At 68.1% G+C, this 25,664-nt stretch carries 24 protein-coding genes; 17 read left to right on the top strand and 7 right to left on the bottom strand.

Annotated elements, in window-relative coordinates; translation table 11 throughout:
- Positions 1–7: 7 nt before the first annotated feature.
- Entirely contained in the window at positions 8–478 is a 471-nt protein-coding gene (locus V9K91_RS15035; protein ID WP_336443642.1) for a hypothetical protein, read from the bottom strand.
- A gap of 406 nt (positions 479–884) precedes the next feature.
- On the opposite strand from V9K91_RS15035, the gene V9K91_RS15030 reads away from it, so the two are divergent.
- From V9K91_RS15030 to V9K91_RS15015, 4 genes are all read left to right on the top strand, one after another.
- The gene (locus V9K91_RS15030; protein ID WP_336443643.1) at positions 885–3,728 is read left to right on the top strand and encodes a pitrilysin family protein; all 2,844 of its coding nucleotides are present in this window, start codon (positions 885–887) and stop codon (positions 3,726–3,728) included.
- A gap of 268 nt (positions 3,729–3,996) precedes the next feature.
- Positions 3,997–4,314, top strand: coding sequence for a DUF4156 domain-containing protein (locus tag V9K91_RS15025; protein ID WP_068848330.1), 318 nt, complete (start codon positions 3,997–3,999; stop codon positions 4,312–4,314).
- Positions 4,315–4,427: 113 nt separating this feature from the next.
- Positions 4,428–5,444 carry a 3-oxoacyl-ACP synthase III gene (locus V9K91_RS15020; RefSeq protein WP_068848332.1) on the top strand — a complete coding sequence of 339 codons (1,017 nt, stop codon included), beginning with the start codon at positions 4,428–4,430 and terminating at the stop codon, positions 5,442–5,444.
- An 80-nt stretch (positions 5,445–5,524) separates the two neighbouring features.
- Positions 5,525–6,415, top strand: a complete 891-nt coding sequence (locus tag V9K91_RS15015) for an alpha/beta fold hydrolase (protein ID WP_336443644.1) — start codon at positions 5,525–5,527, stop codon at positions 6,413–6,415.
- A 31-nt stretch (positions 6,416–6,446) separates the two neighbouring features.
- Here V9K91_RS15015 and V9K91_RS15010 read toward each other — a convergent pair whose 3' ends face one another.
- Positions 6,447–6,824, bottom strand: coding sequence for a YkgJ family cysteine cluster protein (locus tag V9K91_RS15010; RefSeq protein WP_068848335.1), 378 nt, complete (start codon positions 6,822–6,824; stop codon positions 6,447–6,449).
- A 105-nt stretch (positions 6,825–6,929) separates the two neighbouring features.
- On the opposite strand from V9K91_RS15010, the gene oleC reads away from it, so the two are divergent.
- The 6 genes from oleC (at position 6,930) to V9K91_RS14980 (ending at position 13,014) form a co-directional block, all read left to right on the top strand.
- Positions 6,930–8,585 carry an olefin beta-lactone synthetase gene (oleC, locus tag V9K91_RS15005; protein ID WP_336443645.1) on the top strand — a complete coding sequence of 552 codons (1,656 nt, stop codon included), beginning with the start codon at positions 6,930–6,932 and terminating at the stop codon, positions 8,583–8,585.
- Entirely contained in the window at positions 8,582–9,592 is a 1,011-nt protein-coding gene (gene oleD / locus V9K91_RS15000) for a 2-alkyl-3-oxoalkanoate reductase (RefSeq protein ID WP_249833481.1), read from the top strand. Before oleC ends, oleD begins: the two co-directional genes overlap by 4 nt.
- Positions 9,593–9,653: 61 nt before the next feature.
- The gene (locus V9K91_RS14995; RefSeq protein WP_068854496.1) at positions 9,654–9,809 is read left to right on the top strand and encodes a DUF1328 domain-containing protein; all 156 of its coding nucleotides are present in this window, start codon (positions 9,654–9,656) and stop codon (positions 9,807–9,809) included.
- A 174-nt stretch (positions 9,810–9,983) separates the two neighbouring features.
- Positions 9,984–10,625 carry an SCP2 sterol-binding domain-containing protein gene (locus V9K91_RS14990; protein ID WP_306990116.1) on the top strand — a complete coding sequence of 214 codons (642 nt, stop codon included), beginning with the start codon at positions 9,984–9,986 and terminating at the stop codon, positions 10,623–10,625.
- Positions 10,622–12,280, top strand: a complete 1,659-nt coding sequence (gene ubiB, locus V9K91_RS14985) for a ubiquinone biosynthesis regulatory protein kinase UbiB (RefSeq protein ID WP_068848346.1) — start codon at positions 10,622–10,624, stop codon at positions 12,278–12,280. Before V9K91_RS14990 ends, ubiB begins: the two co-directional genes overlap by 4 nt.
- Positions 12,281–12,285: 5 nt before the next feature.
- Positions 12,286–13,014: a pseudouridine synthase gene (locus V9K91_RS14980; RefSeq protein WP_336443658.1), complete on the top strand. Its 729-nt coding sequence runs from the start codon at positions 12,286–12,288 to the stop codon at positions 13,012–13,014.
- 43 nt (positions 13,015–13,057) lie between these two features.
- Here the strand turns inward: V9K91_RS14980 and V9K91_RS14975 are convergent, their stop codons facing one another.
- Positions 13,058–13,615: a DUF2059 domain-containing protein gene (locus V9K91_RS14975; RefSeq protein ID WP_068848348.1), complete on the bottom strand. Its 558-nt coding sequence runs from the start codon at positions 13,613–13,615 to the stop codon at positions 13,058–13,060.
- A gap of 190 nt (positions 13,616–13,805) precedes the next feature.
- Here V9K91_RS14975 and arfB point away from each other — a divergent pair, with 190 nt between their 5' ends.
- From arfB to dcp, 3 genes are all read left to right on the top strand, one after another.
- On the top strand, positions 13,806–14,237 hold the full coding sequence (gene arfB, locus V9K91_RS14970; protein WP_068848350.1) for an alternative ribosome rescue aminoacyl-tRNA hydrolase ArfB: 432 nt from the start codon (positions 13,806–13,808) through the stop codon (positions 14,235–14,237).
- Between the two features lie 46 nt (positions 14,238–14,283).
- Positions 14,284–14,844: a lysophospholipid acyltransferase family protein gene (locus V9K91_RS14965; protein ID WP_254622084.1), complete on the top strand. Its 561-nt coding sequence runs from the start codon at positions 14,284–14,286 to the stop codon at positions 14,842–14,844.
- A gap of 105 nt (positions 14,845–14,949) precedes the next feature.
- Positions 14,950–17,106, top strand: a complete 2,157-nt coding sequence (dcp, locus tag V9K91_RS14960; protein WP_093535183.1) for a peptidyl-dipeptidase Dcp — start codon at positions 14,950–14,952, stop codon at positions 17,104–17,106.
- Positions 17,107–17,243: 137 nt separating this feature from the next.
- On the opposite strand, the gene V9K91_RS14955 is transcribed toward dcp, so the two are convergent.
- Complete coding sequence (locus V9K91_RS14955) at positions 17,244–17,687, bottom strand: 3-dehydroquinate dehydratase (protein WP_068848362.1); 444 nt, start codon at positions 17,685–17,687, stop codon at positions 17,244–17,246.
- 3 nt (positions 17,688–17,690) lie between these two features.
- A complete protein-coding gene (locus V9K91_RS14950; RefSeq protein ID WP_093535181.1) occupies positions 17,691–18,095 on the bottom strand; it encodes a hypothetical protein in 405 nt (134 codons plus the stop codon).
- A gap of 308 nt (positions 18,096–18,403) precedes the next feature.
- Here V9K91_RS14950 and lepB point away from each other — a divergent pair, with 308 nt between their 5' ends.
- Both lepB and V9K91_RS14940 read left to right on the top strand, forming a co-directional pair.
- On the top strand, positions 18,404–19,027 hold the full coding sequence (gene lepB, locus V9K91_RS14945; protein ID WP_336443646.1) for a signal peptidase I: 624 nt from the start codon (positions 18,404–18,406) through the stop codon (positions 19,025–19,027).
- A gap of 241 nt (positions 19,028–19,268) precedes the next feature.
- Positions 19,269–20,540, top strand: coding sequence for an MFS transporter (locus tag V9K91_RS14940; RefSeq protein ID WP_336443647.1), 1,272 nt, complete (start codon positions 19,269–19,271; stop codon positions 20,538–20,540).
- Here V9K91_RS14940 and V9K91_RS14935 read toward each other — a convergent pair.
- Both V9K91_RS14935 and V9K91_RS14930 read right to left on the bottom strand, forming a co-directional pair.
- Positions 20,530–21,435, bottom strand: a complete 906-nt coding sequence (locus V9K91_RS14935) for a LysR substrate-binding domain-containing protein (protein WP_249833487.1) — start codon at positions 21,433–21,435, stop codon at positions 20,530–20,532. The two genes, V9K91_RS14940 and V9K91_RS14935, sit on opposite strands and share 11 nt — an antisense overlap.
- Before the next feature lie 9 nt (positions 21,436–21,444).
- Complete coding sequence (locus tag V9K91_RS14930; protein WP_068848374.1) at positions 21,445–22,413, bottom strand: LysR substrate-binding domain-containing protein; 969 nt, start codon at positions 22,411–22,413, stop codon at positions 21,445–21,447.
- 106 nt (positions 22,414–22,519) lie between these two features.
- Between V9K91_RS14930 and aceB the strand changes: the two genes are divergently transcribed.
- Complete coding sequence (aceB, locus tag V9K91_RS14925; RefSeq protein ID WP_306990103.1) at positions 22,520–24,169, top strand: malate synthase A; 1,650 nt, start codon at positions 22,520–22,522, stop codon at positions 24,167–24,169.
- A gap of 62 nt (positions 24,170–24,231) precedes the next feature.
- On the top strand, positions 24,232–25,515 hold the full coding sequence (aceA, locus tag V9K91_RS14920; RefSeq protein ID WP_306990101.1) for an isocitrate lyase: 1,284 nt from the start codon (positions 24,232–24,234) through the stop codon (positions 25,513–25,515).
- Positions 25,516–25,664: the final 149 nt, after the last annotated feature.

Here is a 25,664-nt window from a genome sequence, read left to right as displayed (position 1 = left end):
CCTGCGGTTACGGACGAACCAGGACCGATGCGGTTTCAACCGCGAAGGCCTGCAGGTCGTTCGGCGACGTGCGCACCTGCAGGGTCGGCAGGTTGATGATCACATCGCGGGCGATCGTGCCGGCGGCCGAAGCCAAGGCACCCATGTAATCGGTGCTGCGGGTGTCCTGCTCGGCAGCCAGGGCTTCGCGCTGTTCGGCGGTCGGGCGGACTTCAACGGCGGCCAGGGTGGTGACGCGCTGGCTGTTGGCCAGTTCGGCACGGTATTCGGCGATCTGGCCGGCGGTCGGACGGACTTCCACCAGCGCCAGGGTCGGGATGCTGCTGGTGCGTTCGACTTCGGCCTGGGCCAGCTGGTCGGCGGCGGGGCGGACCTGCACGGTCGGCAGGGTGGTGATGGCGGAAGCGGCATGCACGTTCGAAACAAACGCGGAGCCGGCAGCGAGGGCGATGGCAATGGCGATGGTCTTGGTGTTCATGACGGGGCCTGTTTAGTGTTGGTGATCAGTGGTGTGGTAGTAAGGTAGTACACCGAATCTGGGAGTGCAAGAGAAATTTTCAGATTCCGTGTTGTGTTCAGCGATCAGTCAGCTTTTGTTTGATCGCGTCCTTTCCGCACTTGGGTATAAGCAGGCCCCGTGCCAACTTTTAGTTGTTGATTTGAAGGGGTTTTTTAGGATTCGCAGAGTGTCCGCTGTCCGGACACCTGTCCGATCCAGGCCTGCGCGACTGTCCGGACGGGGGTTCAGGTGGCGGCAGAAGGCGCCGCAGCGGTCAGCGGCGCGCCCGGAAAGTTCCCTGACAAAGGGAGTGACTGTTGGCCGATGCCTTGACCCGTACTCCCGGGCTAGCATCCCCCTTCACTTTCATGACCAAGGAAACGGAATGACCTCCCAACTTCGACCGCGTGCCGCGCTGCTGGCTGTAGCGCTTTCCGCCGCCCTGGGCAGCTTCGCCCCGGCCCCGGTGATGGCAAGGCCGGCGCAGGTCGCCAAGGTCGACATTCCGTTTGAAGAGTTCACCCTGCCCAACGGCCTGCGCGTGGTGGTGCACACCGACCGCAAGGCGCCGATCGTGGCGGTGAACATCTGGTATCACGTGGGCAGCAAGGACGAACCGGCCGGCCGCACCGGCTTTGCGCACCTGTTCGAACACCTGATGTTCCAGGGCAGCGAAAACCACGCCGGCGAATACTTCGAGCCCTTCAAGCAGGTCGGCGTCACCGGCCAGAACGGTACCACCAACACCGACCGCACCAACTACTTCGAGAACGTACCCACCACCGCGCTGGACATGGCGCTGTGGATGGAATCGGACCGCATGGGCCACCTGCTCGGCGCGATCGACCAGGCCGCGCTCGACGAACAGCGCGGCGTGGTGCAGAACGAAAAGCGCCAGGGCGAGAACCAGCCTTACGGGCAGGTGTGGGACAAGCTCACCCGCTCCATGTACCCCGAAGGCCACCCGTACCACCACGGCGTGATCGGGTCGATGAACGACCTCAACGCGGCCTCGCTGGACGACGTCAAGAACTGGTTCCGCACCTGGTACGGCCCCAACAACGCGGTGCTGGTGCTGGCCGGTGATATCGACGTGGCCACCGCCAAGGAAAAGGTCGCCCGGTACTTCGGCGACATCCCGGCCGGCCCGAGCATGGCCCAGCCGGCGGTCAACGTGGCCAAGCGCGAGACGTCCACGCGCGAAACCATGACCGACAAGGTGCCGCAGGCGCGCATCTACCGCGTCTGGAACGTCGCCCAGACCGGCACCACCGACATCGACCAGCTGCAGCTGTTCGCGCAGGTGCTGGGCGGGGCCAAGTCCTCGCGCCTGGACCAGCGCCTGCTGCACCAGGACAAGCTGGTGGACAACATCAGCGCCGGTGCCTATACCTCGCAGCTGGGGTCCAACTTCGTGATCATGGCCACCGTCAAGCAGGGCGTGGACCCGGCCAAGGTCGAAGCGATCATCGATGAGGAAGTGCGCCGCCTGGTCAAGGACGGCCCCACCGCCGATGAGCTGAGCCGCGGCAAGACCGCGTTCCGCGCCGGCTTCATTCGTGGCATCGAACGCATCGGCGGGTTCGGCGGCAAGGCCGACGCGCTGGCCGAGTGCGCCGTGTTCGAAGGCGACCCGGGCTGCTTCCGCCGTTCGCTGGCCAACATCGACGCCGCCAGCGCCGCCGACGTGCGCGCGGCCGGTGCCAAGTGGCTGGGCGTGGGCGACCACACCCTGGTGGTGGAACCGGGCGCACGCGTGGCGCTGCCGGAACTGCCGTCGGCCACCCCCAAGCCGTTCACCGTGCCGGGCGTGGACCCCAGGTTCAGCACCAGCCCGACCGTGGTGGACCGCAGCACCGGCGTGCCGCAGACCAAGACCTTCCCGGAACTGAAGTTCCCGCAGCTGCACCGCGCCACGTTGAAGAACGGCACCCAGGTGATCCTGGCCGAGCGCCATGACATTCCGGTGGTGCAGTTCAGCTATGAATTCCCCGGTGGTTTCACCGCCGACCAGGGCCGCAAGTCCGGCACCGCCAACTTCACCATGGACCTGATGGGCGAGGGCGCCGGCAAGCTGGGCGCACTGCCGTTCGCCGATGCGGCCGACGCACTGGGCGCCAGCCTGGGTGCATCGGCCACCCTGGACAGCGCCGCCGTGTACCTGTCGGCGCTGAAGGAAAACCTGGCCCCGTCGCTGGCCCTGTACGCGGACATGCTCCGCCAGCCGCGCTTCGACCAGGCCGAGATCGACCGGGTCAAGGCCACCTGGATCGCCGGCATCCAGCAGGAGAAGGTCAACCCGAACGCCTCGGCCATGCGGGTGCTGCCCACCCTGTTGTATGGGGCTGGCCATCCGTACGCCATTCCGTTCACCGGCAGCGGCAACGAAGCCGACATCCAGTCGCTGACCCGCGCCGACCTGGTCGACTTCCACCGCGATTGGCTGCGCCCGGAGCAGGGCACCCTGATCGTGGTCGGTGACACCACCCTGAAGGAAATCGTGCCGCTGCTGGAGCGCCAGCTCGGCGACTGGAAGAGCAGCACCCCGGCACCGCAGGCCAAGGCGCCGGTGGATGTCGCGCGCCCGGCCAAGGCCCGCGTGTACCTGATCGACCAGCCCGGCGCGGTGCAGGCCAACCTGTTCGCCGGCCAGGTGGTGCCTTCCACCATGGACGCCGGTGCCACCCGCTTCGACATCGCCAACGGCGTGCTCGGCGGCGACTTCACCTCGCGCCTGAACATGAACCTGCGCGAGGAGAAGCACTGGTCCTACGGTGCCCGCACCATGGCCAGCAGCACCCTGGGCCAGCGCCCGTGGATGGCCGTGGCCCCGGTCCAGATCGACAAGACCGCCGAGGCAATGAAGGAGATGCAGAAGGAAATCGCCGACTTCGCCTCCGGTGCCGAAACCATCACGCCGGCCGAGGTCACCCGCATCCGCAACATCCAGAACCTGAGCCTGCCGGGCGCCTACGAGACCGCCAGCGCGGTGCTGGGCACCATCAGCGGCATCGTCCGCTACCAGCGCCCGGACGACTACGTGTTCAAGCGCAAGGCCGAGATCGAAGCGATGACCCCGGCCCAGGTGCAGCAGGCCGCCGCCACGCTGGATCCCAAGACCCTGACCTGGGTGGTGGTGGGCGACCTGAAGCAGACCGAAGCCCCGGTGCGCGCGCTGAACCTGGGCGAGGTGACCATCATCGATGCCGATGGCAAGCCGGTTCCGTAACGGGCGACCGGGTGGCTTCGGTGGGTGTAAACGCCGGTCGGGTTGATTCGACCGGCGTTTTTCCCGCGTCGGACGCTTTGGCCGCGCTGCGCGCGGTGTCCGGCCAACGGCCGGACCTACGAATTGCTACGTGGCGGTTGGGATCTGGATCAATCAACCAACGGCAGTTCCCGGTAGCGCCGGCCGTTGGCCGGCCCTCGGGGTCCATCTACCCGCGATTCAGCCCGTTCAGGCACACTGCCTTTCTCATCTTCACGAGCCCTCCGCCATGCGCATTCTGCTGCTCTCCCTTCTTACCCTCAGCGCCACCGCCTGCACCTGGGTGCCGATCGAACCGGTGGGCAAGGCCGTGCGGGTGCTGCCGAACGGGCCGGTTCCCACCGGCTGCGTCACCAAGGGCGAGGTGGTGGTCACCGTGAAGGACAAGGTCGGCTTCTACAACCGCAACCCGCTGCGGGTGCAGGAAGAACTGGAAACCCTGGCCCGCAACGAGGCGCCCAGCGCCGGCGCAAATGCGGTCCAGGCGTCGGGCCTGCCGGCAGATGGCAGCCAGCGCTTTGCTGCCTTCCAGTGCCCGCCACGCTGAACCCGTCAGGTCCGGGCCGGAACCATACGCCCGAACGTGAATTGGTAAAGGTGCGGTGAAGGCGCAGGGGGCTTACAATAGCGCCCCCTTTGCCTGAGCCTTGGCGCTAACTGATGCTCTTCAAGAATGTATCGATCGCCGGCCTGGCGCACATCGACGCGCCGCACACGCTGACGTCCAAGGAAATCAACGAACGTCTGCAGCCGACGCTGGATCGCCTGGGCATCCGTACCGACGTGCTGGGCGATATCGCCGGCATCCACGCCCGCCGCCTGTGGGACGCGGACATGCTCGCCTCCGACGCCGCGACCCTGGCTGCCCGCAAGGCGCTGGACGACGCCGGCATCGGCGCTGACAAGATCGGCCTGCTGGTCAACACCTCGGTCAGCCGCGACTACCTGGAGCCGTCCACGGCCAGCATCGTCTCGGGCAACCTGGGCGTCAGCGACCAGTGCATGACCTTCGACGTCGCCAACGCCTGCCTGGCCTTCATCAACGGCATGGACATCGCCGCCCGCATGCTTGAACGCGGCGAGATCGACTATGCGCTGATCGTCGATGGCGAAACCGCCAACCTCGTCTACGAGAAGACCCTCGAGCGCATGGCCCTGCCGGGCGTGACCGCCGACGACTTCCGCAACGAGATGGCCGCCCTGACCCTGGGCTGTGGCGCTGCCGCCATGGTCATGGCACGCACCGAACTGGTGCCCGACGCGCCGCGCTACCGCGGTGGCGTGACCCGTTCGGCCACCGAATGGAACCAGCTGTGCCGCGGCAACCTGGACCGCATGGTCACCGACACCCGCATGCTGCTGATCGAAGGCATCAAGCTGGCCCAGAAGACCTTCGTGGCCGCCCGCGAAGCACTGGGCTGGGCAGTGGAGGAGCTGGACCAGTTCGTCATCCACCAGGTCAGCCAGCCGCACACCGCTGCCTTCATCAAGAACTTCGGCATCGACCCGAAGAAGGTGATGACGATCTTCGGTGAGCACGGCAACATCGGTCCGGCCTCGGTGCCGATCGTGCTGAGCAAGCTCAAGGAGCTGGGCCGCCTGAAGAAGGGCGACCGCATCGCGCTGCTCGGCATCGGTTCGGGCCTGAACTGCTCGATGGCCGAAGTGGTCTGGTAAACCGCCACTTAAGCGCCGCCGCGCGGTTCTTCCCATACTCGAGGGCCGGTTCTACCGGCCCTTTCCACAGGTGCGCTTCCATGCCCAAGCTTCCCGGTTATCCCGCCCATCCGCAGCGCTTCGAAGTCCGCCCCGGCCTGACCATGGGCTACCTCGACGAAGGCCCGCGCGATGGCGAAGTGGTGGTGATGGTCCACGGCAACCCGTCGTGGAGCTACTACTGGCGCACGCTGGTGGCCGGGCTGTCGGACCGCTACCGCTGCATCGTGCCCGACCACATCGGCATGGGCCTGTCGGACAAGCCCGATGACGCGCACTACGAGTACACCCTGCAGTCGCGCGTGGACGACCTGGACGCGCTGCTGGCGCACCTGGGCATCACCGGCCCGGTCACCCTGGCCGTGCACGACTGGGGCGGCATGATCGGCTTTGGCTGGGCGCTGTCGCACCATGCGCAGGTCAAGCGCCTGGTGGTGCTCAACACCGCCGCCTTCCCGATGCCGGCGGCCAAGCAGATGCCGTGGCAGATCGCGCTGGGCCGGCACTGGAAGATCGGCGAGTGGATCATCCGCACCTTCAACGCGTTCTCGTCCGGTGCCTCGTGGCTGGGCGTGGAGCGGAAGATGCCGGCCGACGTGCGCCGTGCCTATGTGTCGCCGTACAACAGCTACGCCAACCGGATCAGCACCATCCGCTTCATGCAGGACATTCCGCTGAGCCCGGCCGACAAGGCCTGGTCGCTGCTGGAACGCGCCGGCAAGGCGCTGCCGTCGTTCGCCGACCGACCGGCCTTCATCGGCTGGGGCCTGCGCGATTTCGTGTTCGACCATCACTTCCTGGCAGGCTTCCAGGCGGTGCTGCCGCAGGCGCAGGTGCACGCGTTCGAAGATGCCGGGCACTACGTGCTGGAAGACAAGCACGAAGTGCTGGTGCCGGAGATCCGCGCGTTCCTGGATCAGAACCCGATTTGACGGAGTACGACCAACGGTCGGTACCTACCGTTCACGCCGCGTCGGGGTGGTCCGCGCCATCGCGCCAGGCCCAGCTTTCCAGGCTCAGCGCCGGCAGCCCATGGATCGCCCGCGCCTTGTCGCACTGCGGGCTGGCCTTGCCGAACTCCCACGACGCATCCACCTCGCGGCACACGCTGGGGCGGTTGGGGTGGATGCTGCAGCGTGAATACACCCCGATCTCCGCATCCAGCGCCACGCAGCGCACCGGCTTGGAATGGGTGCCGCGCATGCACAGGCGGTGCGGGTCGAGCGGCTCGGTCAGCTGGTGCGGCACGCCGCCGGGGGTGACCTCGTCCGATTCCATCCAGTGGAAGGCCACGCGGTACTGGGTGCAGCAGGCGCCGCACGTCATGCAGGGATGGGACATGGGCGTGCCGCCTCGGGCGGCAGGGGGATGGAAGGGCGAAGGGGGCGAATTTTCCACGCCTGCGGCCGCCGCGCAAGAATTTTCTGCAGCGGCGACAATGAACGGATGAACAGCCCGATCAACATCGCCGCGCGCCTGCCCGAACTGGCCCGCGAACGCCCCGACCAGATCGCCATCCGCTGCCCCGGCCGGCCCGGCCCCGGGGGCATGGCGCGCTATGACGTGACCCTCGATTACCGCACCCTGGACGCCCGCAGCGACGCCATGGCCGCCGGCCTGGCGGCCTACGGCATCGGTCGCGGCGTGCGTGCGGTGGTGATGGTGCGGCCCTCGCCCGAGTTCTTCCTGCTGATGTTCGCGCTGTTCAAGAACGGCGCGGTGCCGGTGCTGGTCGACCCGGGCATCGACAAGCGCGCGCTGAAGCAGTGCCTGGACGAGGCCCAGCCGGAAGCCTTCATCGGCATCGGCCTGGCCCACGTGGCGCGGCTGGTGCTGCGCTGGTGCCCGTCCGCCACGCGCCTGGTCACGGTCGGCCGCCGCTGGGGCTGGGGCGGCACCACCCTGAACCAGCTGGAAGCGCAGGGCGCACGCCAGCCGCAGCCGATGGCCGCCACCGATGGCGAGGATGTCGCCGCCATCCTGTTCACCAGCGGCTCCACCGGCGTGCCCAAGGGCGTGGTCTACCGCCACCGCCATTTCGTCGGCCAGGTGGACCTGCTGCGCTCGGCATTCGGCATGGAGGCCGGCGGGGTCGACCTGCCCACCTTCCCGCCGTTCGCGTTGTTCGACCCGGCGCTGGGGCTGACCTCGGTCATTCCGGACATGGACCCGACCCGCCCGGCCAAGGCCGACCCGCGCAGGCTGCACGACGCCATCGCCCGTTTCGGCGTGACCCAGCTGTTCGGCTCGCCCGCACTGATCCGGGTGCTGGCCGACCACGGCCAGCCGCTGCCCGGCGTGCGCCGGGTGACCTCGGCCGGCGCGCCGGTGCCGCCGGACGTGGTGGCCCGCATCCGCCGCCTGCTGCCCGACGACGCCCAGTTCTGGACCCCGTATGGCGCCACCGAGTGCCTGCCGGTGGCGGTGATCGAAGGCCGCGAGCTGGAAAGCACCCGCCAGGCCACCGAGGCCGGCGCCGGCACCTGCGTGGGCCGCGTGGTGGCGCCCAACGAGGTGCGCGTCATCGCCATCGACGACGCGCCGCTGCCGCACTGGTCGCAGGTGCGCGAAGTCGCCCAGGGCGTGGTCGGTGAAATCACCGTGGCGGGCCCGACCGCCACCGACAGCTACTTCAACCGCCCGCAGGCCACCGCCGCGGCCAAGATCACCGAAACGCGCGCCGACGGCAGCACCCGCGTGGTGCACCGCATGGGCGATGTCGGTTACTTCGACGCCGACGGCCGCTTGTGGTTCTGCGGGCGCAAGACCCAGCGCCTGGAAACCGCGCACGGCCCGCTGTACACCGAACAGGTGGAGCCGGTGTTCAACGCACTCGACGGCATCGCGCGCACCGCGCTGGTCGGCGTGGGCCCCGCTGGCCGGCAGCTGCCGGTGCTCTGCTATGAACTGCAGCCGGGCAGCGCCGATTCGCCGGCCCTGCAGCAGCGGTTGCGCGATGAAGCGTCCGCGCATGCCGGCACGCTGCGCATCGAACGCTTCCTGCTGCACCCCGGCTTCCCGGTCGATATCCGCCACAACGCCAAGATCGGCCGCGAGAAGCTCGCGGTCTGGGCGGCAACCCGAATGGAACAACCCGCATGAAGATCCTTGTCACCGGTGGTGGTGGTTTCCTCGGCCAGGCGCTGTGCCGTGGCCTGGTCGCGCGCGGCCACGAGGTCCTCAGTTTCAACCGCGGCGATTACCCGCCGCTGGCCGCGATGGGCGTGGGCCAGATCCGCGGCGACCTGGCCGACGCCGACGCCGTGCGCCACGCGGTGGCCGGGGTGGATGCGGTGTTCCACAACGGCGCCAAGGCCGGCGCATGGGGCAGCTATGAGAGCTACCACTTGGCCAACGTGGTCGGCACCGACAACGTCATCGCCGCCTGCCGCAGCCACGGCGTGCGCACGCTGGTGTACACCTCCACGCCCAGCGTCACCCACCGCGCCACCCACCCGGTGGAAGGCCTGGGCGCCGATGAAGTGCCCTACGGCGAGAACTTCCAGGCCCCGTACGCGGCCACCAAGACCATCGCCGAGCAGCACGTGCTGGCCGCCAACGACGCCACCCTGGCCACCGTCGCACTGCGCCCGCGCCTGATCTGGGGCCCGGGCGACCAGCAGCTGGTGCCGCGCCTGGCCGAACGCGCGCGCGCTGGCCGCCTGCGCTTCGTTGGCGATGGCAACAATCTGGTCGACACCACCTACATCGACAATGCCGCGCTGGCCCACTTCCTGGCCTTCGAACACCTGGCCCCGGGCGCGGCGTGCGCCGGCAAGGCGTACTTCATCTCCAACGGCGAACCGCTGCCGATGCGCGAGCTGCTCAACAAGTTGATGGCCGCCGTGGGCGCGCCGCCGGTGGAGAAATCGATCAGCTTCAAGACCGCTTACCGCATCGGCGCGGTGGCCGAACGGCTGTGGCCGCTGCTGCGCCTGCGCGGCGAACCGCCGATGACCCGCTTCCTCGCCGAGCAGCTGTGCACGCCCCACTGGTACAGCATGGAACCGGCACGGCACGACTTCGGCTACGTGCCGCAGGTCAGCATTGACGAAGGGCTCACGAGGCTGAAGGCTTCATCGCGCGGCGAGGAATCCATCACTTCCTGAACACCGGGGGTTGGTGAAGATGGCAGCACGCCAATCCGGCACGCACGACGCGAGGATCGACATGCTGCACTACGCCGTAATCTTTTTTGTCATCGCCATCATTGCGGCGGTGCTCGGCTTCTCCGGCATCGCCGGCGCTGCCAGCAACATTGCCTGGATCCTGTTTGTGGTGTTCCTGATCCTGGCCATCATTTCGATGTTCCGTAAGCGAGGGTAGTAGCGCAGGGTCCTGCGCGCCCCCTCTCTCCGGGCAACCAGGATCCAGCGCAGTCTCCGACGGCCTGGCGCTCGCAAGAGCGCCGGGCCGTCGTTGCATAGGGGCCCGGTAGAGCCACGCCCTGCGTGGCTGAACCGTGACCGGCCCGCAACCGTGCCGGGGTAGAATGCATCGATGCCCCGCTCCCTGCTCTCCTCCCTCAAGCCCCTGGCCGGCAATGCGCTGCAGCTCGCGCTCAACCGCACCCTGGCGCTGGACCCCGATACCCGCCGCGCGCTGGTCGCGCTGGATGGCCGCCACATCGCCCTGACCCTGGAATCGCCCGCGCTGGCGATGCGGATCGGTGTCGAGGGCGAGCGCCTCACGGTGGGCCCGGTGGACCCGCAGCAGGAACCGGACCTGGCCGTGCGCAGCACGTTGGGCGGAGTGCTGGCACAGCTGCCGTTCCTGGCCAACGCACGGCGTGGTGGCGACGCCCCGGCCGGGCGGGTCAAAGTGTCTGGCGATGCCGAACTGGCGCGCCGCCTGCAGCAGCTGGCCAGTCGCTTCGATCCGGACTGGCAGCAGCCGTTCGTGCGGGTGTTCGGTGAAGTACTGGGCGTGCATATCGCCAATGCCCTGCGTTCGGCCCTGCAGCATGCGCGCCGTGGCGCGTCCGACCTGGCGCACAGCGCCGCCGATTTTGTCACCGAGGAGTCGCGCGACGTGGTAGCCCGAGCCGAACTGGATGCCTTCCATGACGATGTGGATGTGATGCGCGACGACGTCGAACGCATCGCCGCCCGCGTGCAGCGCCTTGCCCAGGTGCGCGCATGAAGGCGGTGTTCCGGGCAAGCCGCATTGGTCGGGTGATCCTGCGCTACCGCCTCGACGACCTGCTCGAAGGCACCCCGCTGGAAGGCTGGCTGCGCCTGGCCAAGCCGTTCGTGCCGCGCGCCTCGGCCGACATCGCCGTTCAGTCGCGGGGCGCGCGCCTGCGCCTGGCGCTGCAGGACCTGGGCCCGATCTTCGTCAAGTTCGGGCAGATCCTGTCCACCCGCCGCGACCTGATCCCGGCCGACATCGCCAACGAACTTACCCTGCTGCAGGACCGGGTCAAACCGTTCGATGGCGCCACCGCGCAGCGCATCGTGGAAGCCGCGCTTGGCCGCCCGGTCAGTGAGGCGTTCGCCAGTTTCGAGCTGGAACCGCTGGCCTCGGCCTCGATCGCCCAGGTGCACGCCGCCACGCTGGCCGATGGCCGCCAGGTGGTGGTCAAGGTGCTGCGCCCGGATATCGAAAAGCAGATCGACGCCGACATTGCGCTGCTCAAATCGGCCGCCGCGCTGGTCGAACGCACCCACCCGCGCGCTGACAAGATCCGCCCGCGCGAAGTGGTGGCCGAAGTCGAAAACACCCTTGCCGCCGAGCTGGACCTGCAGCGCGAAGGCGCCAATGCCAGCGTCCTGCGCCGCAACTGGGTGGACTCGGACGACCTGTACGTGCCCGAGGTGGTCTGGAGCCACACCGCCGAACGCGCGCTCACCCTGGAACGGGTATGGGGCATCCCGTCGGATGACATCGCCGCGCTGGACAAGGCCGGGATCGACCGCAAGGCGCTCGCGGCCAAGGGCGTGCGCGTGTTCTACACGCAGGTGTTCCGCGACAACTTCTTCCACGCCGACGCGCACGCCGGCAACATCTGGGTCGATGTCGATCCGGCGCGCCGCGACAACCCGCGCTTCATCGCGCTGGATTTCGGCATCATGGGCCAGCTGTCCGAAGAAGATCAGTACTACCTGGCCGAAAACTTCATGGCCATCTTCAACAAGGACTACCGGCGCATGGCCGAGCTCCATGTCGAAGCCGGCTGGATGCCCAACAACGTGCGCATCGATGAACTCGAAGCCGCCGCGCGTTCGGTATGCGAACCGTACTTCACCCGCCCGCTGTCGCAGATCTCGCTGGCCGAAGTGCTGATCAAGCTGTTCCGCGTGGCCCAGCGTTACGAACTTACCCTGCAGCCGCAGCTGATCCTGCTGCAGAAGACGCTACTCAACATCGAAGGCGTGGGCCGCCAGCTGGATCCGGAACTGGATATCTGGGCGGTGGCACGGCCGGTGCTGGAACGCATCCTGCGCGAACGCTACAGCCCGCGCCGCGTGTTCAAGGAACTGCGCAAGCGCCTGCCGGAAATCATGACCCACACCCCCGACATGCCGCGCCTGGTGCACGCCTGGCTGCGCCAGCAGGTGGAAGGCGGGCATGAGCTGTCCATGCGCTCGCAGGACCTGGTGGCACTCAACAGCAACCTGCAGAAGCTGCAGAAGCGCGCCGTGGCCGCCATTGCCGGCGTCGGCCTGCTGATCGTGGCGGCGGTGCTGTACGGCATGCAGCCGGGCGGCTGGTACTTCGGCGATGCGCCGGTGTGGAGCTGGGTGAGCGGGGCAGCGGGATTGTTCTCGCTGGCCAGCGCGTGGTGGCGCCGGTGACCGATATCGAGCTGTCCACCGACGCCACGGTCGAGGCGCCGGTGGCGCTGCCGCCGCTGCAGCTGCTGCACGTGGACGAGCGCTTGGCCGTGGTCAACAAGCCGGCCGGGCTGATGGTCCATGACAGCAAGCTGGCCCGGGGCGAAGATGATTTCCTCGCCGACCGCCTGCGCGAGCAGTTGGGCAAGCCGATCTTCCTGGTCCACCGCCTCGACCGCGCCACCAGCGGCTGCCTGCTGCTGGCCTTCGACCGCGAAAGCGCCAGCGTACTGGGCAAATCGCTGATGGGCGGCGATGTCACCAAGGATTACCTGGCCATCTGCCGTGGCTGGCCGGCCGAAGAAGCGTTCACGGTCGACCACGACCTGGACGGCGGCCCCGGCAAGCCGGTGAAGAAGCCGGCCATCACCCATTTCCAGCGTGTGGCCGTGGGCGAGATCAGCGTGCCGGTGGGCGAGTTCGCCACCTCGCGCTACGCGCTGCTGCGCTGCCAGCCGCAGACCGGGCGCTTCCGCCAGATCCGACGGCACCTCAAGCACCTGTCACATCACCTGATCGGCGACACCAGCCACGGCGATGGCCGCCACAACCGCAGCTTCCGCATGCAGGGCATCCACCGCATGCTGCTGCACGCCGAACGCCTGCGTTTCCCGCACCCGGACGGCACGCTGATGGATGTCAGCGCGCCGGTGGATAGCGAGTTCCGCAAGGCAATGGATCTGTTTGGGTGGTAGCGGTGAGGCGCACGACCAACGGTCGTGCGCTACCGAAGGGGCGTTATTTCTTGGCTGGAGCCGGGGCTGCCGCCGGTGCGTTTCCTTCGTTCACGATCGCCTCCAGGTCCTTCTGCAGGTCCACGAACAGCGGCTGCATCTTGTCCTGGATGGCCACCATGACGTTCTGCATCAGCGCCGGGGTCTTGTCCAGCAGGCTCTGCCCGGCCGAGCTCTCGTAGAACTCGGCCATGGCCAGCACGTCTTCCTTGCTGAAGGTCTTCTTGTAGAGGTCCACGTACATCGGCCGCAGCTGCTGCCACGACAGCGCCTGGCGGATGGTCTGGTTGGTGCGCTGTTCGATGCGCTGCAGCTGCGCCTTCTTGGCCTCATCCAGCTGGCGCTGTTCGGCCACCTGCTGGAACTGCTGGCGCTGCATCGCCTCGATCTGCGGCAGCATGGTGTCCAGCATGCTCTGGGCGCGCGACGCCGCCAGCAGGCGGTTGATGTCCGCATCCGACGGCGGCGCGGCCAGCGCCGGGGCAATGGCGGCCAGGCCCAGCGCAAGGGTCAGGGCCAGGCGGGTCAGGCCACGGCGGGCCGGCGAACGGGTCGACATCATGTAAGTGCATCCTGCGTTGCGTGGAAGCCCGAGCATACCTGCGATCCGGTCAAGCAGCCGTGCGCGCGTCGCATTGCCGCGTCCGGTGCCGACGGTTCCGGCCCGTACCCGGCTTTTATGCCCCTTATCGGCGGTATTGGTGAACATTACGGTCACCTCAGGCGGCGATCCTGCCCTTACAATGCCGCCCATGGGAAACGGGCCTGTCACCATCAACGCGCACCTGGCGATTCCGGACACGGAGATCGTCGAACGTTTCGTGCGCGCCAGCGGGGCCGGCGGGCAGAACGTGAACAAGGTATCCAGCGCCGTTGAACTGCGGTTCGACGTGGCCGGTTCGCCCTCGCTGCCCGAGCCGCTGCGCACCCGCCTGCTGGCCCGGCGCGACCGGCGCATGACCGGCGACGGCGTGCTGGTCATCGATGCCCAGCGTTTCCGCACCCAGGACCGCAACCGCGACGATGCGCGCGAGCGCCTGGCCGCCTTCATCCAGGCCAGCCTCAGCGTGCCCAAGCCGCGCGTGGCCACCAAGCCCTCGCACGGCTCCAAGCTGCGCCGGCTGGATGAAAAGAAGGGCCGCGCGCAGATCAAGCGCGGCCGCACCACACGCAATTGGGAGTGATTGCTTGAACAACCGAAGTCCGCTGCTGCCGGCCGTGCCGCCCAACATGCCGCAGGTCAAACCGAACCGCTTCCTGCGCTGGCTGGCACGCTGCACCCTGCGCCTGGGCGGCTGGAAGGTCACCGGCACCTTCCCGGACGTGCCCAAGCTGGTCTTCATCGTCGCCCCGCACTCCTCCAACTGGGACGGCTTCTGGGGCATGGCGGCCAAGATCGCGCTGGGCATGCAGGTCAAGGTGCTGGGCAAGGCCTCGCTGTTCTGGTGGCCGCTGTCGCCGCTGCTGCGCACCCTCGGGGTGATCCCGCTGGACCGCAGCTCGCCGCAGGGCACCGTGGAACAGGCGGTGAGCCTGCTGCGCAACTCCGACCGCCTCTGGTACGCGATCACCCCCGAGGGCACCCGCAAAGCGGTGACCCACTGGAAGGCCGGGTTCCTGAAGATCGCCCGCATGGCCGACGTGCCGGTGCTGGCCTGCTATTTCCACTACCCGGAAAAGACCATCGGCATTGGCCCGCTGTTCTACTCCACCGGCGACGACGTGGCCGACATGGCCGCCATCCGTGAGTATTACCGCCCCTGGCAGGGCAAGAACCGCGGCACCGTTTGAAGCAAGCCCAGGCGCCACGTCCGGCACATGCCGGGCGCGGGCAATGGGAGTAGGGTGACCGGCTGCGGTTGTGTGCCGCTTCACCTCATTCCAGGAGCCCGTTTCATGTCGCGTACCGTTATCTTGGCCGCCGCCATCAGCCTGGCGCTGGCGGCCTGTTCCGGCAAGGAGTCCACCCCCGTGTCCGACGCCCAGACCCCCGCCGCGCAGCAGCCGGCCGACGCCTCCACCAACCCTCTGTTGAGCGCCAGCACGCTGCCGTTCCAGGCCCCGCCGTTCGACCGCATCAAGGACAGTGACTACCTGCCGGCCTTCAACGAAGGCATGAAGCAGCACCTGGCCGAAGTGCGCAAGATCGCCGACAACGCCGAACCGGCCACCTTCGACAACACCATCGAAGCACTTGAGCGCAGCGGCGAAACGCTGGACCGCGTGTCGCGCGTGTTCTTCGGCCTGGTGCAGGCCGATACCAACGAAGCGCGCCAGAAGATCCAGGAAGAAGTCGCCCCGAAGCTGGCCGAACACCAGGATGAAATCAGCCTGGACCCGAAGCTGTTCGCGCGCATCAAGACCATCTACGACCAGCGCGCCTCGCTGGGCCTGGACCCGGTGCAGACCCGCCTGGTCGAACGCGATTACCAGGAGTTCGTCCGCGCCGGTGCGCAGCTGAACGACGCCGACAAGGCCGCCCTGCGCAAGCTCAACGTGGAAGAAACCACGCTGGCCACCCAGTTCCACACCCGCCTGGTCGCCGCGACCGCCGCCGCCGCCGTGGTGGTGGACGACAAGGCCAACCTGGCCGGCCTGGGCGAGGATGAGATCAACACCGCCGCTGCCGACGCCAAGGCCCGCAACCTGGAAGGCAAGTTCCTGCTGCCGCTGCAGAACACCACCCAGCAGCCGGTGCTGGCCTCGCTGAGCAACCGCGAGCAGCGCGCTGCCGTGCTCAAGGCCTCGGAAACCCGCGCCGAGCGCGGCGATGGCAACGACACCCGCGAAACGGTGCAGCGCCTGGCCCAGCTGCGTGCGCAGAAGGCCAAGCTGCTCGGCTTCGAGAACTACGCCGCCTACAGCCTGGCCGACCAGATGGCCAAGACCCCGGCTGCAGCGCTCAAGCTGCTCACCGACACCGTGCCGGCCGCCACCAACAAGGCACGCGGCGAAATCACCGAGATGCAGAAGGTGATCGACGCGCAGAAGGGTGGCTTCCAGCTGGCCGCATCGGACTGGGACTTCTACGCCGAACAGGTGCGCAAGGCGCAGTACGACCTGGACGAATCGCAGATCAAGCCGTACTTCGAACTGGACAACGTGCTGCAGAACGGCGTCTTCTACGCCGCCACCCAGCTGTACGGCATCACCTTCAAGCCGCGTACCGACATTCCGACCTACCACCCGGACATGAAGGTGTATGAAGTGTTCGACAAGGACGGCACCTCGCTGGCGCTGTTCTACACCGACTACTTCAAGCGCGACAGCAAGTCCGGTGGCGCCTGGATGGACGTGTTCGTGGAGCAGAACGGCCTGACCGGCGCCAAGCCGGTGGTCTACAACGTCTGCAACTTCACCAAGCCCGCTGCCGGCCAGCCGGCCCTGCTGAGCTTCGACGACGTCACCACCATGTTCCATGAGTTCGGCCATGCGCTGCACGGCATGTTCTCGAACGTGAAGTACCCGTCCATCGCCGGCACCAGCACCTCGCGCGATTTCGTCGAGTTCCCCTCGCAGTTCAACGAGCACTGGGCGCTCGACCCGAAGGTGTTCGCCAACTACGCCAAAAACTACAAGACCGGCGAGCCGATGCCGCAGGCGCTGGTCGACAAGATCCTCAAGGCGCGTACCTTCAACCAGGGCTACGCCACCACCGAGTACCTGTCGGCCGCACTGCTCGACCTGGCCTGGCACACCCAGCCGGCTGACGCCAAGCTGCAGGACGTGGCCCCGTTTGAAGCGGCCGCGCTGAAGAAGTACAAGGTCGACCTGGCCCAGGTGCCGCCGCGTTACCGCACCACCTACTTCGACCACATCTGGGGCGGCGGCTACTCGGCCGGTTACTACGCCTACTTCTGGGCCGAAGTGCTGGACCACGACTCGTTCGAGTGGTTCAAGGAACACGGTGGCCTGACCGCTGAAAACGGCCAGGTGTTCCGCGACAAGATCCTCTCGCGCGGCAACAGCGTGGAACTGGCGGACCTGTACCGCGAATTCCGCGGCAAGGACCCGTCGGTCGAACCGCTGCTGGTCAACCGCGGCCTGAAATAATGCGGCCGATGTAACAACGAACGGCGGGGGAAACCCCGCCGTTCGCATATCCGGTGCCGGTGCCGGCCGGAGCCGGTCGCCCAACCGGTAGTGCCGACTGTTAGTCGGCAAAGCGCGGTCCAAGGACGTTCGATCGCCTACGTTCCCACGCGACAACCGACCTCGCTGCATCCCAGGTGATCGAGTGCGATCTCCAGGGCATGCATGTAGCTCTGCGCGCAGTACCCGTGCGCCACGCCGATGCGCTGGCCCACGTCCGCCGGCAGGCAATCCTCCGGCGCGCCCGCATCATCGTCATGCACTTCCACGTACACGTTGTGCAGATGCGGCAACAACCGCTGCAAGCGCGTACTGCCCACGCACGCCCCCGGATCCAGCAGCGTGACCTCGCCGCGGCTGTGATCAGCTACGCGCAACGCATCCAGCAGTTCCTGCTCCGACCCACATGCACGGATCGCCACCGTGGTGCCCGCATCGATCGCGCGGTGCACCAGCGCCTTCAGAACGGGCGCCGGCAGCGGCTGCGCGGTGCGGATCAATTGCCCGCTCGCTTCCGGGCCACGAATGATGAAGATCGACATGGCTCAGGCACTCCCTGCAACGGTCTGCAACCGGCGCGCGGCAATCGCCAGCGACAACCGGCACGCATCCTCGCGGCCACTGCTGCACACCACCCGCGCCACCGGCGCATGCAGCGGGTGCAGGTGCGCATCCAACCCATCGTCATCGTTGGCCGCCATCTCGATATACGGCGCCGGCAACGCCTCCAGCGCCGCGCACAGCTCGCGGCCATGCGCAGCCCATTGCGCCGGCTCGGCGGCGCCGGTCTCGATCAGCACCCACGCCGGCTGGCTTTCCCGGGCCTGGCGCAGGCACTGCAGCAGCGCCGGCAGCGTGGCGCAGTCCTGGCAGTGCACGGCGTGGCCGGCCAGCTGGGCCGGCACCGGCAGCGGGTCCGGCGACGGCTGCCGGAGCAACAGGATGGTCATGGAACACCTCGACAAAGCGCCCGGAGGCGCGGTGTCGACACGATGCGCGCGCGAGCCATAAAGGCGCGATGACCCGCACGCCCGGGGCGCGTAAACAACGTGTAGTTTTTTTATCGGGGCACGACCAACGGTATGCCCGGCCGTGGCCGGGCACCCTCCGGGCCGTCGCGGGCGACGTTACTCGCGGCTGCGCCGCTCCTTGCGTGCCCTACCGATCTCGGCGGTAGTGACGACGGTTGGTCGTCACGGCGGGAACTCCGGAACGTCCTGATGGTCAGACCCCACTCACGCCCGCAAGTATCGCCACCATGACCGCTGCCGCCGAACCCCGCTCCAACGGCCTGCTCCACTGGCTGAAGAAGGAGGCCCTGCCGCTGCTGGTCATGCTCGGCCTGCTCGCCGCCGCGCGCGACAGCCTGGCCAACCACTACCAGGTGCCCAGCGGCTCCATGCAGCACACCCTGATGCCCGGCGACCGGGTGGTGGTGGACATGCGCGCCTACGGCCTGCGCCTGCCGTTCACCTCGGTGGAACTGCTGCACACCGGCGTGCCACAGCGCGGCGAGGTGGCGGTGTTCGATTCCCCGCAGGACGGCACCCGCCTGATCAAGCGCATCGCCGCCGTGGGCGGCGACCGCGTGGACCTGCATGAAGGCCACCTCAGCATCAACGGCCACCCGCTCGGCCAGGTGGGAACAGATGACGTGGAAGACTTCGGCCGCACCCTGGCCCAGCTCGACCTGGGCCAGGGCGGCGGCCCGGACATCACCGGGCTGGCCGTACCGGCCGGCAAGGTGCTGATGCTGGGCGACCACCGTGGCAACAGCGCCGACGGCCGCTACTTCGGCCTGGTCGACGCCAAGGCCCTGTATGGCAAGGCCGCGCGCGTGTATTACCGCCGCGGAGAGGGTTTTACCTGGCAGGCGCTGTGAGATCACGGGGCCGGCCAACGGCCGGCGCTACCGGGGTCGGGCGCCCACAACCCCGATCGGGGTCGGCGCCCAAAACCGCGATCTACGGGTAGCGCCGGCCGTTGGCCGGCCCTCGCAAAACCTTGATCGATACGTACAACGTCTCAATCCAGACCCGTCAGGTTATGGATCGACCTGTACCGGCTGCCTATCCTGAGCACTGATCCTTACGCACCGGCCCGCCCCCACGGGCCCAGACGCAATGAACGGCGACACCGCAGCGCTGCCCGAGCGCAGTTCCACCGCCCATCCGCCCGCGCCCACTCAGCACATCGAGCAGGGCACCCCCGCGTTCCGGCGCACGGCGGCGGCGCTGTTCCTGGCCGGCTTCTCCACCTTCGGCCTGCTCTACACCGTGCAGCCGCTGCTGCCGGAGTTCAGCCGCCACTTCGGCGTCTCCGCCGCCAACAGCGCCCTGGCCCTGTCGCTCAGCACCGGCCTGCTGGCCGTTTCGATGCTGGTGGCCGGGTTGATCTCCGACCGGGTCGGCCGCCGTGGCGTGATGATCACCGCGCTGCTGGCCTCCACCGTGCTCTCGGCGGCCAGCGCCATGGTCGACGACTGGACCACGCTGCTGATCCTGCGCACCCTGCTCGGCATCGCACTCAGTGGCGTGCCGGCGGTGGCGATGACCTACCTGGTCGAAGAAATGGACAGCCGCGCGCTCGGCCTGGCCATGGGCCTGTACATCGGCGGCAATGCAGTGGGCGGCATGAGCGGGCGCCTGATCGCCGGCATCGTGGCCGACCACTGGGGCTGGCGTTGGGGCATCGGCGTGGTCTCGCTGATCGCCGTGCTCAGCACCGTGCTGCTGTGGGTGCAGCTGCCGCCGTCGCGCCACTTCCAGAGCCGTCGCGGCGGCCTGCGCGAACTGCCCGCGCGCTGGCGCCAGCTGTTCGCCGATCCCGGCCTGCCCTCGCTGTTCGCCACCGCGTTCGTGCTGATGGGCGTGTTCGTCACCCTCTACAACTACCTCGGCTACCACCTGCTGGCGCCGCCGTACCGGCTCAGCCAGACCGTGGTTGGCCTGATCTTCAGCGTGTACCTGGTCGGCACCTTCAGTTCGGCGTGGATGGGCCAGCAGGCCAACCGGCATGGCCGGGGCCGCGTGCTCGGCATCTGCTACGGCCTGATCGCGCTCGGCATTGTGCTGCTGTCCCTGCCGTGGCTGGGCTGCATGGCGCTGGGCATCGCGCTGGTCACGTTCGGCTTCTTCGGCGGCCATTCGGTGGCCAGCAGCTGGGTCGGCAGCCGCGCGGGGGTGATGCGCGCCGAAGCCTCGGCGCTGTACCTGTTCGCCTATTACCTCGGTTCCAGCCTGGCCGGAGCTGCCGGCGGCGTGTTCTACACCCGCTGGGACTGGTGGGGCGTGTGCGCCTTCACCGCCGTGCTCACCGCGATCGGCGCCACCATCGCCTGGCGGCTGGGTCGCCGCGCGCAGCCGCTGCCGGCCGGGCTCGCACTCAGCCGCTGAAACCGCCCTGCAGCAACCGGGTGAAGTGGGTGATCAACGGCGATGGGGCACCGCGCCGGTAGGCCACATGCACCTCCGAACTCGCGGCGCGATCACTCAGCGGCACGAAGCGCGCGCCCTCCACATGGATGTGACTGCACGAGGCCGGCAGCACCGTCACCCCCAACCCGGACGCGGCCAGGCTGATCAGGGTGGACGCCTCGCCGGCTTCCTGGATGATGCGCGGCGTGAAGCCGGCACTGCGGCACAGCGCAATGAAGTGATCGTGGATGCCGGCGCCCACCTCGCGCAGGAAGCCCACGAACGGCTCATGCGCGAACTGGCGCAGCGCCACCGGCGCACCGGCCGGCAGGTCGCGGATCAGTGGATGCTGGTCATGCACCACCAGCGCCAGCGGATCGCTGAACAACTTGCGTGACATCAGCGGCGTGGGCAACGCGCGCTTGCGGATCAACCCCACATCCAACTCGTTGGCTACCAGCGCATCGATCTGCTGCAACGTGTTCATTTCGCGCAGCTTCAACTGCACCTGCGGGAACTGCTGGCGGTAGGCGAAGATCGCCCGCGGAATCTGCGTGGACAACGGCGTGGCGCGGGTCAACCCGATGCGCAGCTCGCCGGTTTCACCGCGTTGCGCGCGCTGGGTGAGTTCGATGGCCTGGTCCACCCGCGCCAATGCGTCGGTGGCCTGCGCCTGCAGCACGCGCCCGGCCTCGGTCAGTTCCACCCGGCGGTTGCTGCGCAGGAACAGGCGCGCGCCCAGCAGCGTTTCCAGCTGGCGGATCTGCTGGCTGAGCGGCGGCTGCGACATGCCCAGCCGCTCGGCTGCACGCCCGAAATGCAGGGTATCGGCCACCGCCAGGAAGTAGCGCAGGTGGCGCAGTTCAATCGACATGGCAGCGCATCAGCGTTCGGAATGACCGCTTTCATCATAGCTGCGCGGACTGAACAGGTCCGGCTGGATCAGCTCGATGAAGGCGCGTGCCTGCGGCGACAGGAAGCGGCCCCGGCGCACGATCACCCCATAGCTGCGCTCGGGGAACCACGCGCTCATCGAGCGCGTTACCAGCCGGCCGCGGTCGGCATCGTTGAGGCACAGCGCCGGGACGATAGAAATGCCCATGCCCATCGCCACGTACTGCTTGATCACCTCCCAGCCGCCCACCTCCAGCGCCACCGTGTACGGCACGCGCTGGCGCTGGAACACCTGGTCCACCAGCCGGTAGGTGATCTGCCGCTTGGGTGGCAGCACCAGCGGGTAGGCCGAGATCGCCTGCAGGGTCAGCTCCGGCGCGGTGGCCAGCGGGTGGTCGGGCGGGGCGATCAGCACCTGCTCGAAGCGGTAGGCCGGCGCATAGCTCAGGTCGGCCGGCACATCGGTCATCGAGCCCACCGCCAGGTCGGCCGCATCGCTGCGCAGCAGGTCGGTGCCATCGGCGCTGATCGCGTTGTGCAGGGTCAGGCGCACGTCCGGGTGGCGCTGGCGGAAGCGCTCCACGATGCGCGGCAGCAGGTACAGGATGGTGGAGCTGTTGGCGGCAATGTTGAGCTCGCCCGCATCCAGCCCTTTGACCTTGTCGCGGAAGCTGGCCTCCAGCCCGTCCAGGCTTTCCACCAGCGGCTGGGCCATTTCAAACAGCAGCTGGCCCTCGCGGCTGGGCACCAGGCGCCGCCCGCTGCGCTCGAACAGGCCCACCCCCAACTCGCGTTCCAGCGCCTGCAACTGCTGGCTGATCGCCGGCTGGCTGACGAACAGCGCCTCAGCCGCACGTGAGACTGAGCCCAATCGCACCGTCTGGCAGAACGCCCGCAGCGGCTTGAGCCGGTCAGACTTGTAGGAAAAACGGGGACTTGGCGGCTTGGGTGTGGGCATGGCGTAACGAATATAAGCGCAGCTTATGTAAAGCATTGCGATAACTGTTTTGTCAAATACCACACTCCGGCGCACGGTGGCATCACCCGCAACGCAGGAGTTGGACATGTCCGCTGTCGCCGCCTTCGCCACCGCCCAGCCCACCCCGGCCGATGCCCCGGCCACCCCGGGCATCGCCCTGACCACCCAGCTTGCCGGCCAGTCGGCCCTGCTGCCGGCGGGGGTACTGGCGCTGCTGGTGTCGCTGCACCGCGCGGTGGAGCCCGAACGTCAGCGCCGCCTGCAGGCCCGCCGTGAGCGCCAGGCCTTCTTCGACGGCGGCGGCCTGCCGGATTTCCGCACCGACACCGCCGCCATCCGCAGCGAGGACTGGCGCGTGGCGCCCATCCCCGACGCCCTGCAGGACCGCCGCGTCGAGATCACCGGCCCGACCGACCCGAAGATGGTCATCAACGCGCTGAACTCCGGCGCCAAGGTGTTCATGGCCGATTTCGAGGATTCCACCGCCCCGGCCTGGCGCAACCTGCTGGCCGGCCAGCAGGCGCTGATCGGCGCAGTGCGCGGCGACCTCACCCACACCGCGCCCGGCGCGGACGGCAAGCCGGGCAAGCACTACGCGCTGCGCCCGCTCGACGAACAGGCCGTGCTGATCGTGCGCCCGCGCGGCTGGCACCTGGATGAAAAGCACGTGCGCATCGATGGCCAGCCGCTGGCCGGCGGCCTGTTCGACGCGGCGGTGTTCGCCTTCCACAACGCCCGCACCCTGATGTGCCGCCAGCGCGGCCCGTACTTCTACCTGCCCAAGCTGCAGTCGATGGAAGAGGCCGCGCTGTGGGAAACCGCGCTGTCGCACATCGAAGGCATGCTCGGCCTGCCGCATGGCCAGATCAAGGTCACCGTGCTGATCGAAACGCTGCCCGCGGTGTTCGAAATGGACGAGATCCTGCACGCGCTGCGCGACCGCATCGTTGGCCTGAACTGCGGCCGCTGGGATTACATCTTTTCCTACATCAAGACCTTCCGTAAGCACGCCGACAAGGTGCTGCCCGAACGCGGCCAGGTGACCATGACCCAGCCGTTCCTGAAGGCCTATTCGGAACTGCTGATCCAGACCTGCCACCGCCGTGGCGCCCACGCGATGGGCGGCATGGCCGCGCAGATCCCGATCAACCATGATGCCGCCGCCAACGAACAGGCCATGGCGCGGGTGCGTGCCGACAAGCTGCGCGAAGTCACCGCCGGCCACGACGGCACCTGGGTGGCGCACCCGGCGCTGATTCCGGTGGCGCAGGCCATCTTCGACGCGCACATGCCCGGCCCCAACCAGCACGCGGTGCTGCGCCGCGATGTGCGGGTGGGCCGTGACGAGCTGATCGCCGCGCCCACCGGCACCATCACCCGCACCGGGTTCGAGGGCAACGTGGAAGTGTGCGTGCGCTACCTGGCCGCCTGGCTGGACGGCAACGGCTGCGTGCCCATCCACCACCTGATGGAAGACGCGGCCACCGCCGAGATCAGCCGCAGCCAGCTGTGGCAGTGGCTGCACGTGCCCGGCCAGCACCTGGACGACGGCACCGCCATCGACCTGGCCCTGCTCGACGCCACCCTGGCCGCACTGCCGGCGCGGTTGGGCGAGCGCAGCGCGCTGCCGGGCGGGGCGCGGATCGACGAGGCCATCGCCCTGCTCGGTGAGCTGAGCCGCCGCAATGAACTGACCGATTTCCTGACCTTGCCGGCCTACGACCGGATCGATTGACCCGCCCAGCCGGGCAGGGCCCGGCGCTACCGCTTTCGATGTTCATCCCCTGGAGAATTGCCATGACCAAGCTGCCGAGCGCCGAACAGATCCAGCACGAATGGAACACCGACCCGCGCTGGGCCGGCATCCAGCGCAACTACAGCGCCGCCGACGTGGTGCGCCTGCGCGGCACCGTGCACGTGGAGCATTCGCTGGCCCGGCTGGGCGCGGAGAAGTTGTGGAAGTACCTGCATGAAAAGGACTTCGTCAACGCGCTCGGCGCGCTGACCGGCAACCAGGCCATGCAGCAGGTCAAGGCCGGCCTCAACGCCATCTACCTGTCCGGCTGGCAGGTCGCCGCTGACGCCAACCTGGCCGGCCAGATGTACCCCGACCAGTCGCTGTACCCGGCCGATTCGGTGCCGGCCGTGGTCAAGCGCATCAACAACACCCTGCTGCGCGCCGACCAGCTGCACCACGCCGAAGGCAAGGACGACATCGACTTCCTGCAGCCCATCGTGGCCGATGCCGAAGCCGGCTTCGGCGGCGTGCTCAACGCCTTCGAGCTGATGAAGGCGATGATCGAAGCCGGCGCGGCCGGCGTGCACTTCGAAGACCAGCTGGCCTCGGTGAAGAAGTGCGGGCACATGGGCGGCAAGGTGCTGGTGCCCACCCGCGAGGCCATCGAGAAGTTGAACGCCGCGCGCCTGGCCGCCGACGTCCTGGGCGTGCCCACCCTGCTGGTGGCCCGCACCGACGCCGAAGCCGCCGACCTGCTGACCAGCGACATCGACGCCAACGACCAGCCCTTCGCCACCGGCGAGCGCACCGTGGAAGGCTTCTACAAGACCCGCAACGGCCTGGACCAGGCCATCAGCCGCGGCCTGGCCTACGCTCCCTACGCCGACCTGATCTGGTGCGAGACCGGCAAGCCGGACCTGGAGTTCGCGCGTAAGTTCGCCGAAGCCATCCACGCGAAGTACCCGGGCAAGCTGCTGGCCTACAACTGCTCGCCCAGCTTCAACTGGAAGAAGAACCTGGACGACGCCACCATTGCGACGTTCCAGAAGGAAATCGCCCGCTACGGGTACAAGTTCCAGTTCATCACCCTGGCCGGCTTCCACGCCCTGAACTACTCCATGTTCAACCTGGCCCACGGCTACGCCCGCCGCCAGATGAGCGCCTTCGTGGAACTGCAGGAAGCCGAATTCGCCGCCGCCGACCGGGGCTTCACCGCGGTCAAGCACCAGCGCGAGGTTGGCACCGGCTACTTCGACGCCGTGACCCAGGCCATCCAGCAGGGCCAGTCCTCCACCACCGCCCTGGCCGGCTCCACCGAAGAGGAACAATTCCGGGCGGCGTGACGCCCGGAATCGGCGGCTGCGGCCGCCGCCGGGTGGCCGCGCCACCCGGGTAACCCCGGCCGTTGGCCGGATCCCCGGGAACCCACCCCGAAGAAGGCCGCCCCTGTAGGGGTGGCCCTTCTTTTATATGCCCCCGCCAGATGCTACGG

This window comes from Stenotrophomonas sp. CCNWLW57 (assembly GCF_037203925.1).
Classification (GTDB): Bacteria; Pseudomonadota; Gammaproteobacteria; order Xanthomonadales; family Xanthomonadaceae; genus Stenotrophomonas; species Stenotrophomonas rhizophila_A.
This window is presented reverse-complemented; position numbering and strand designations above follow the sequence as displayed.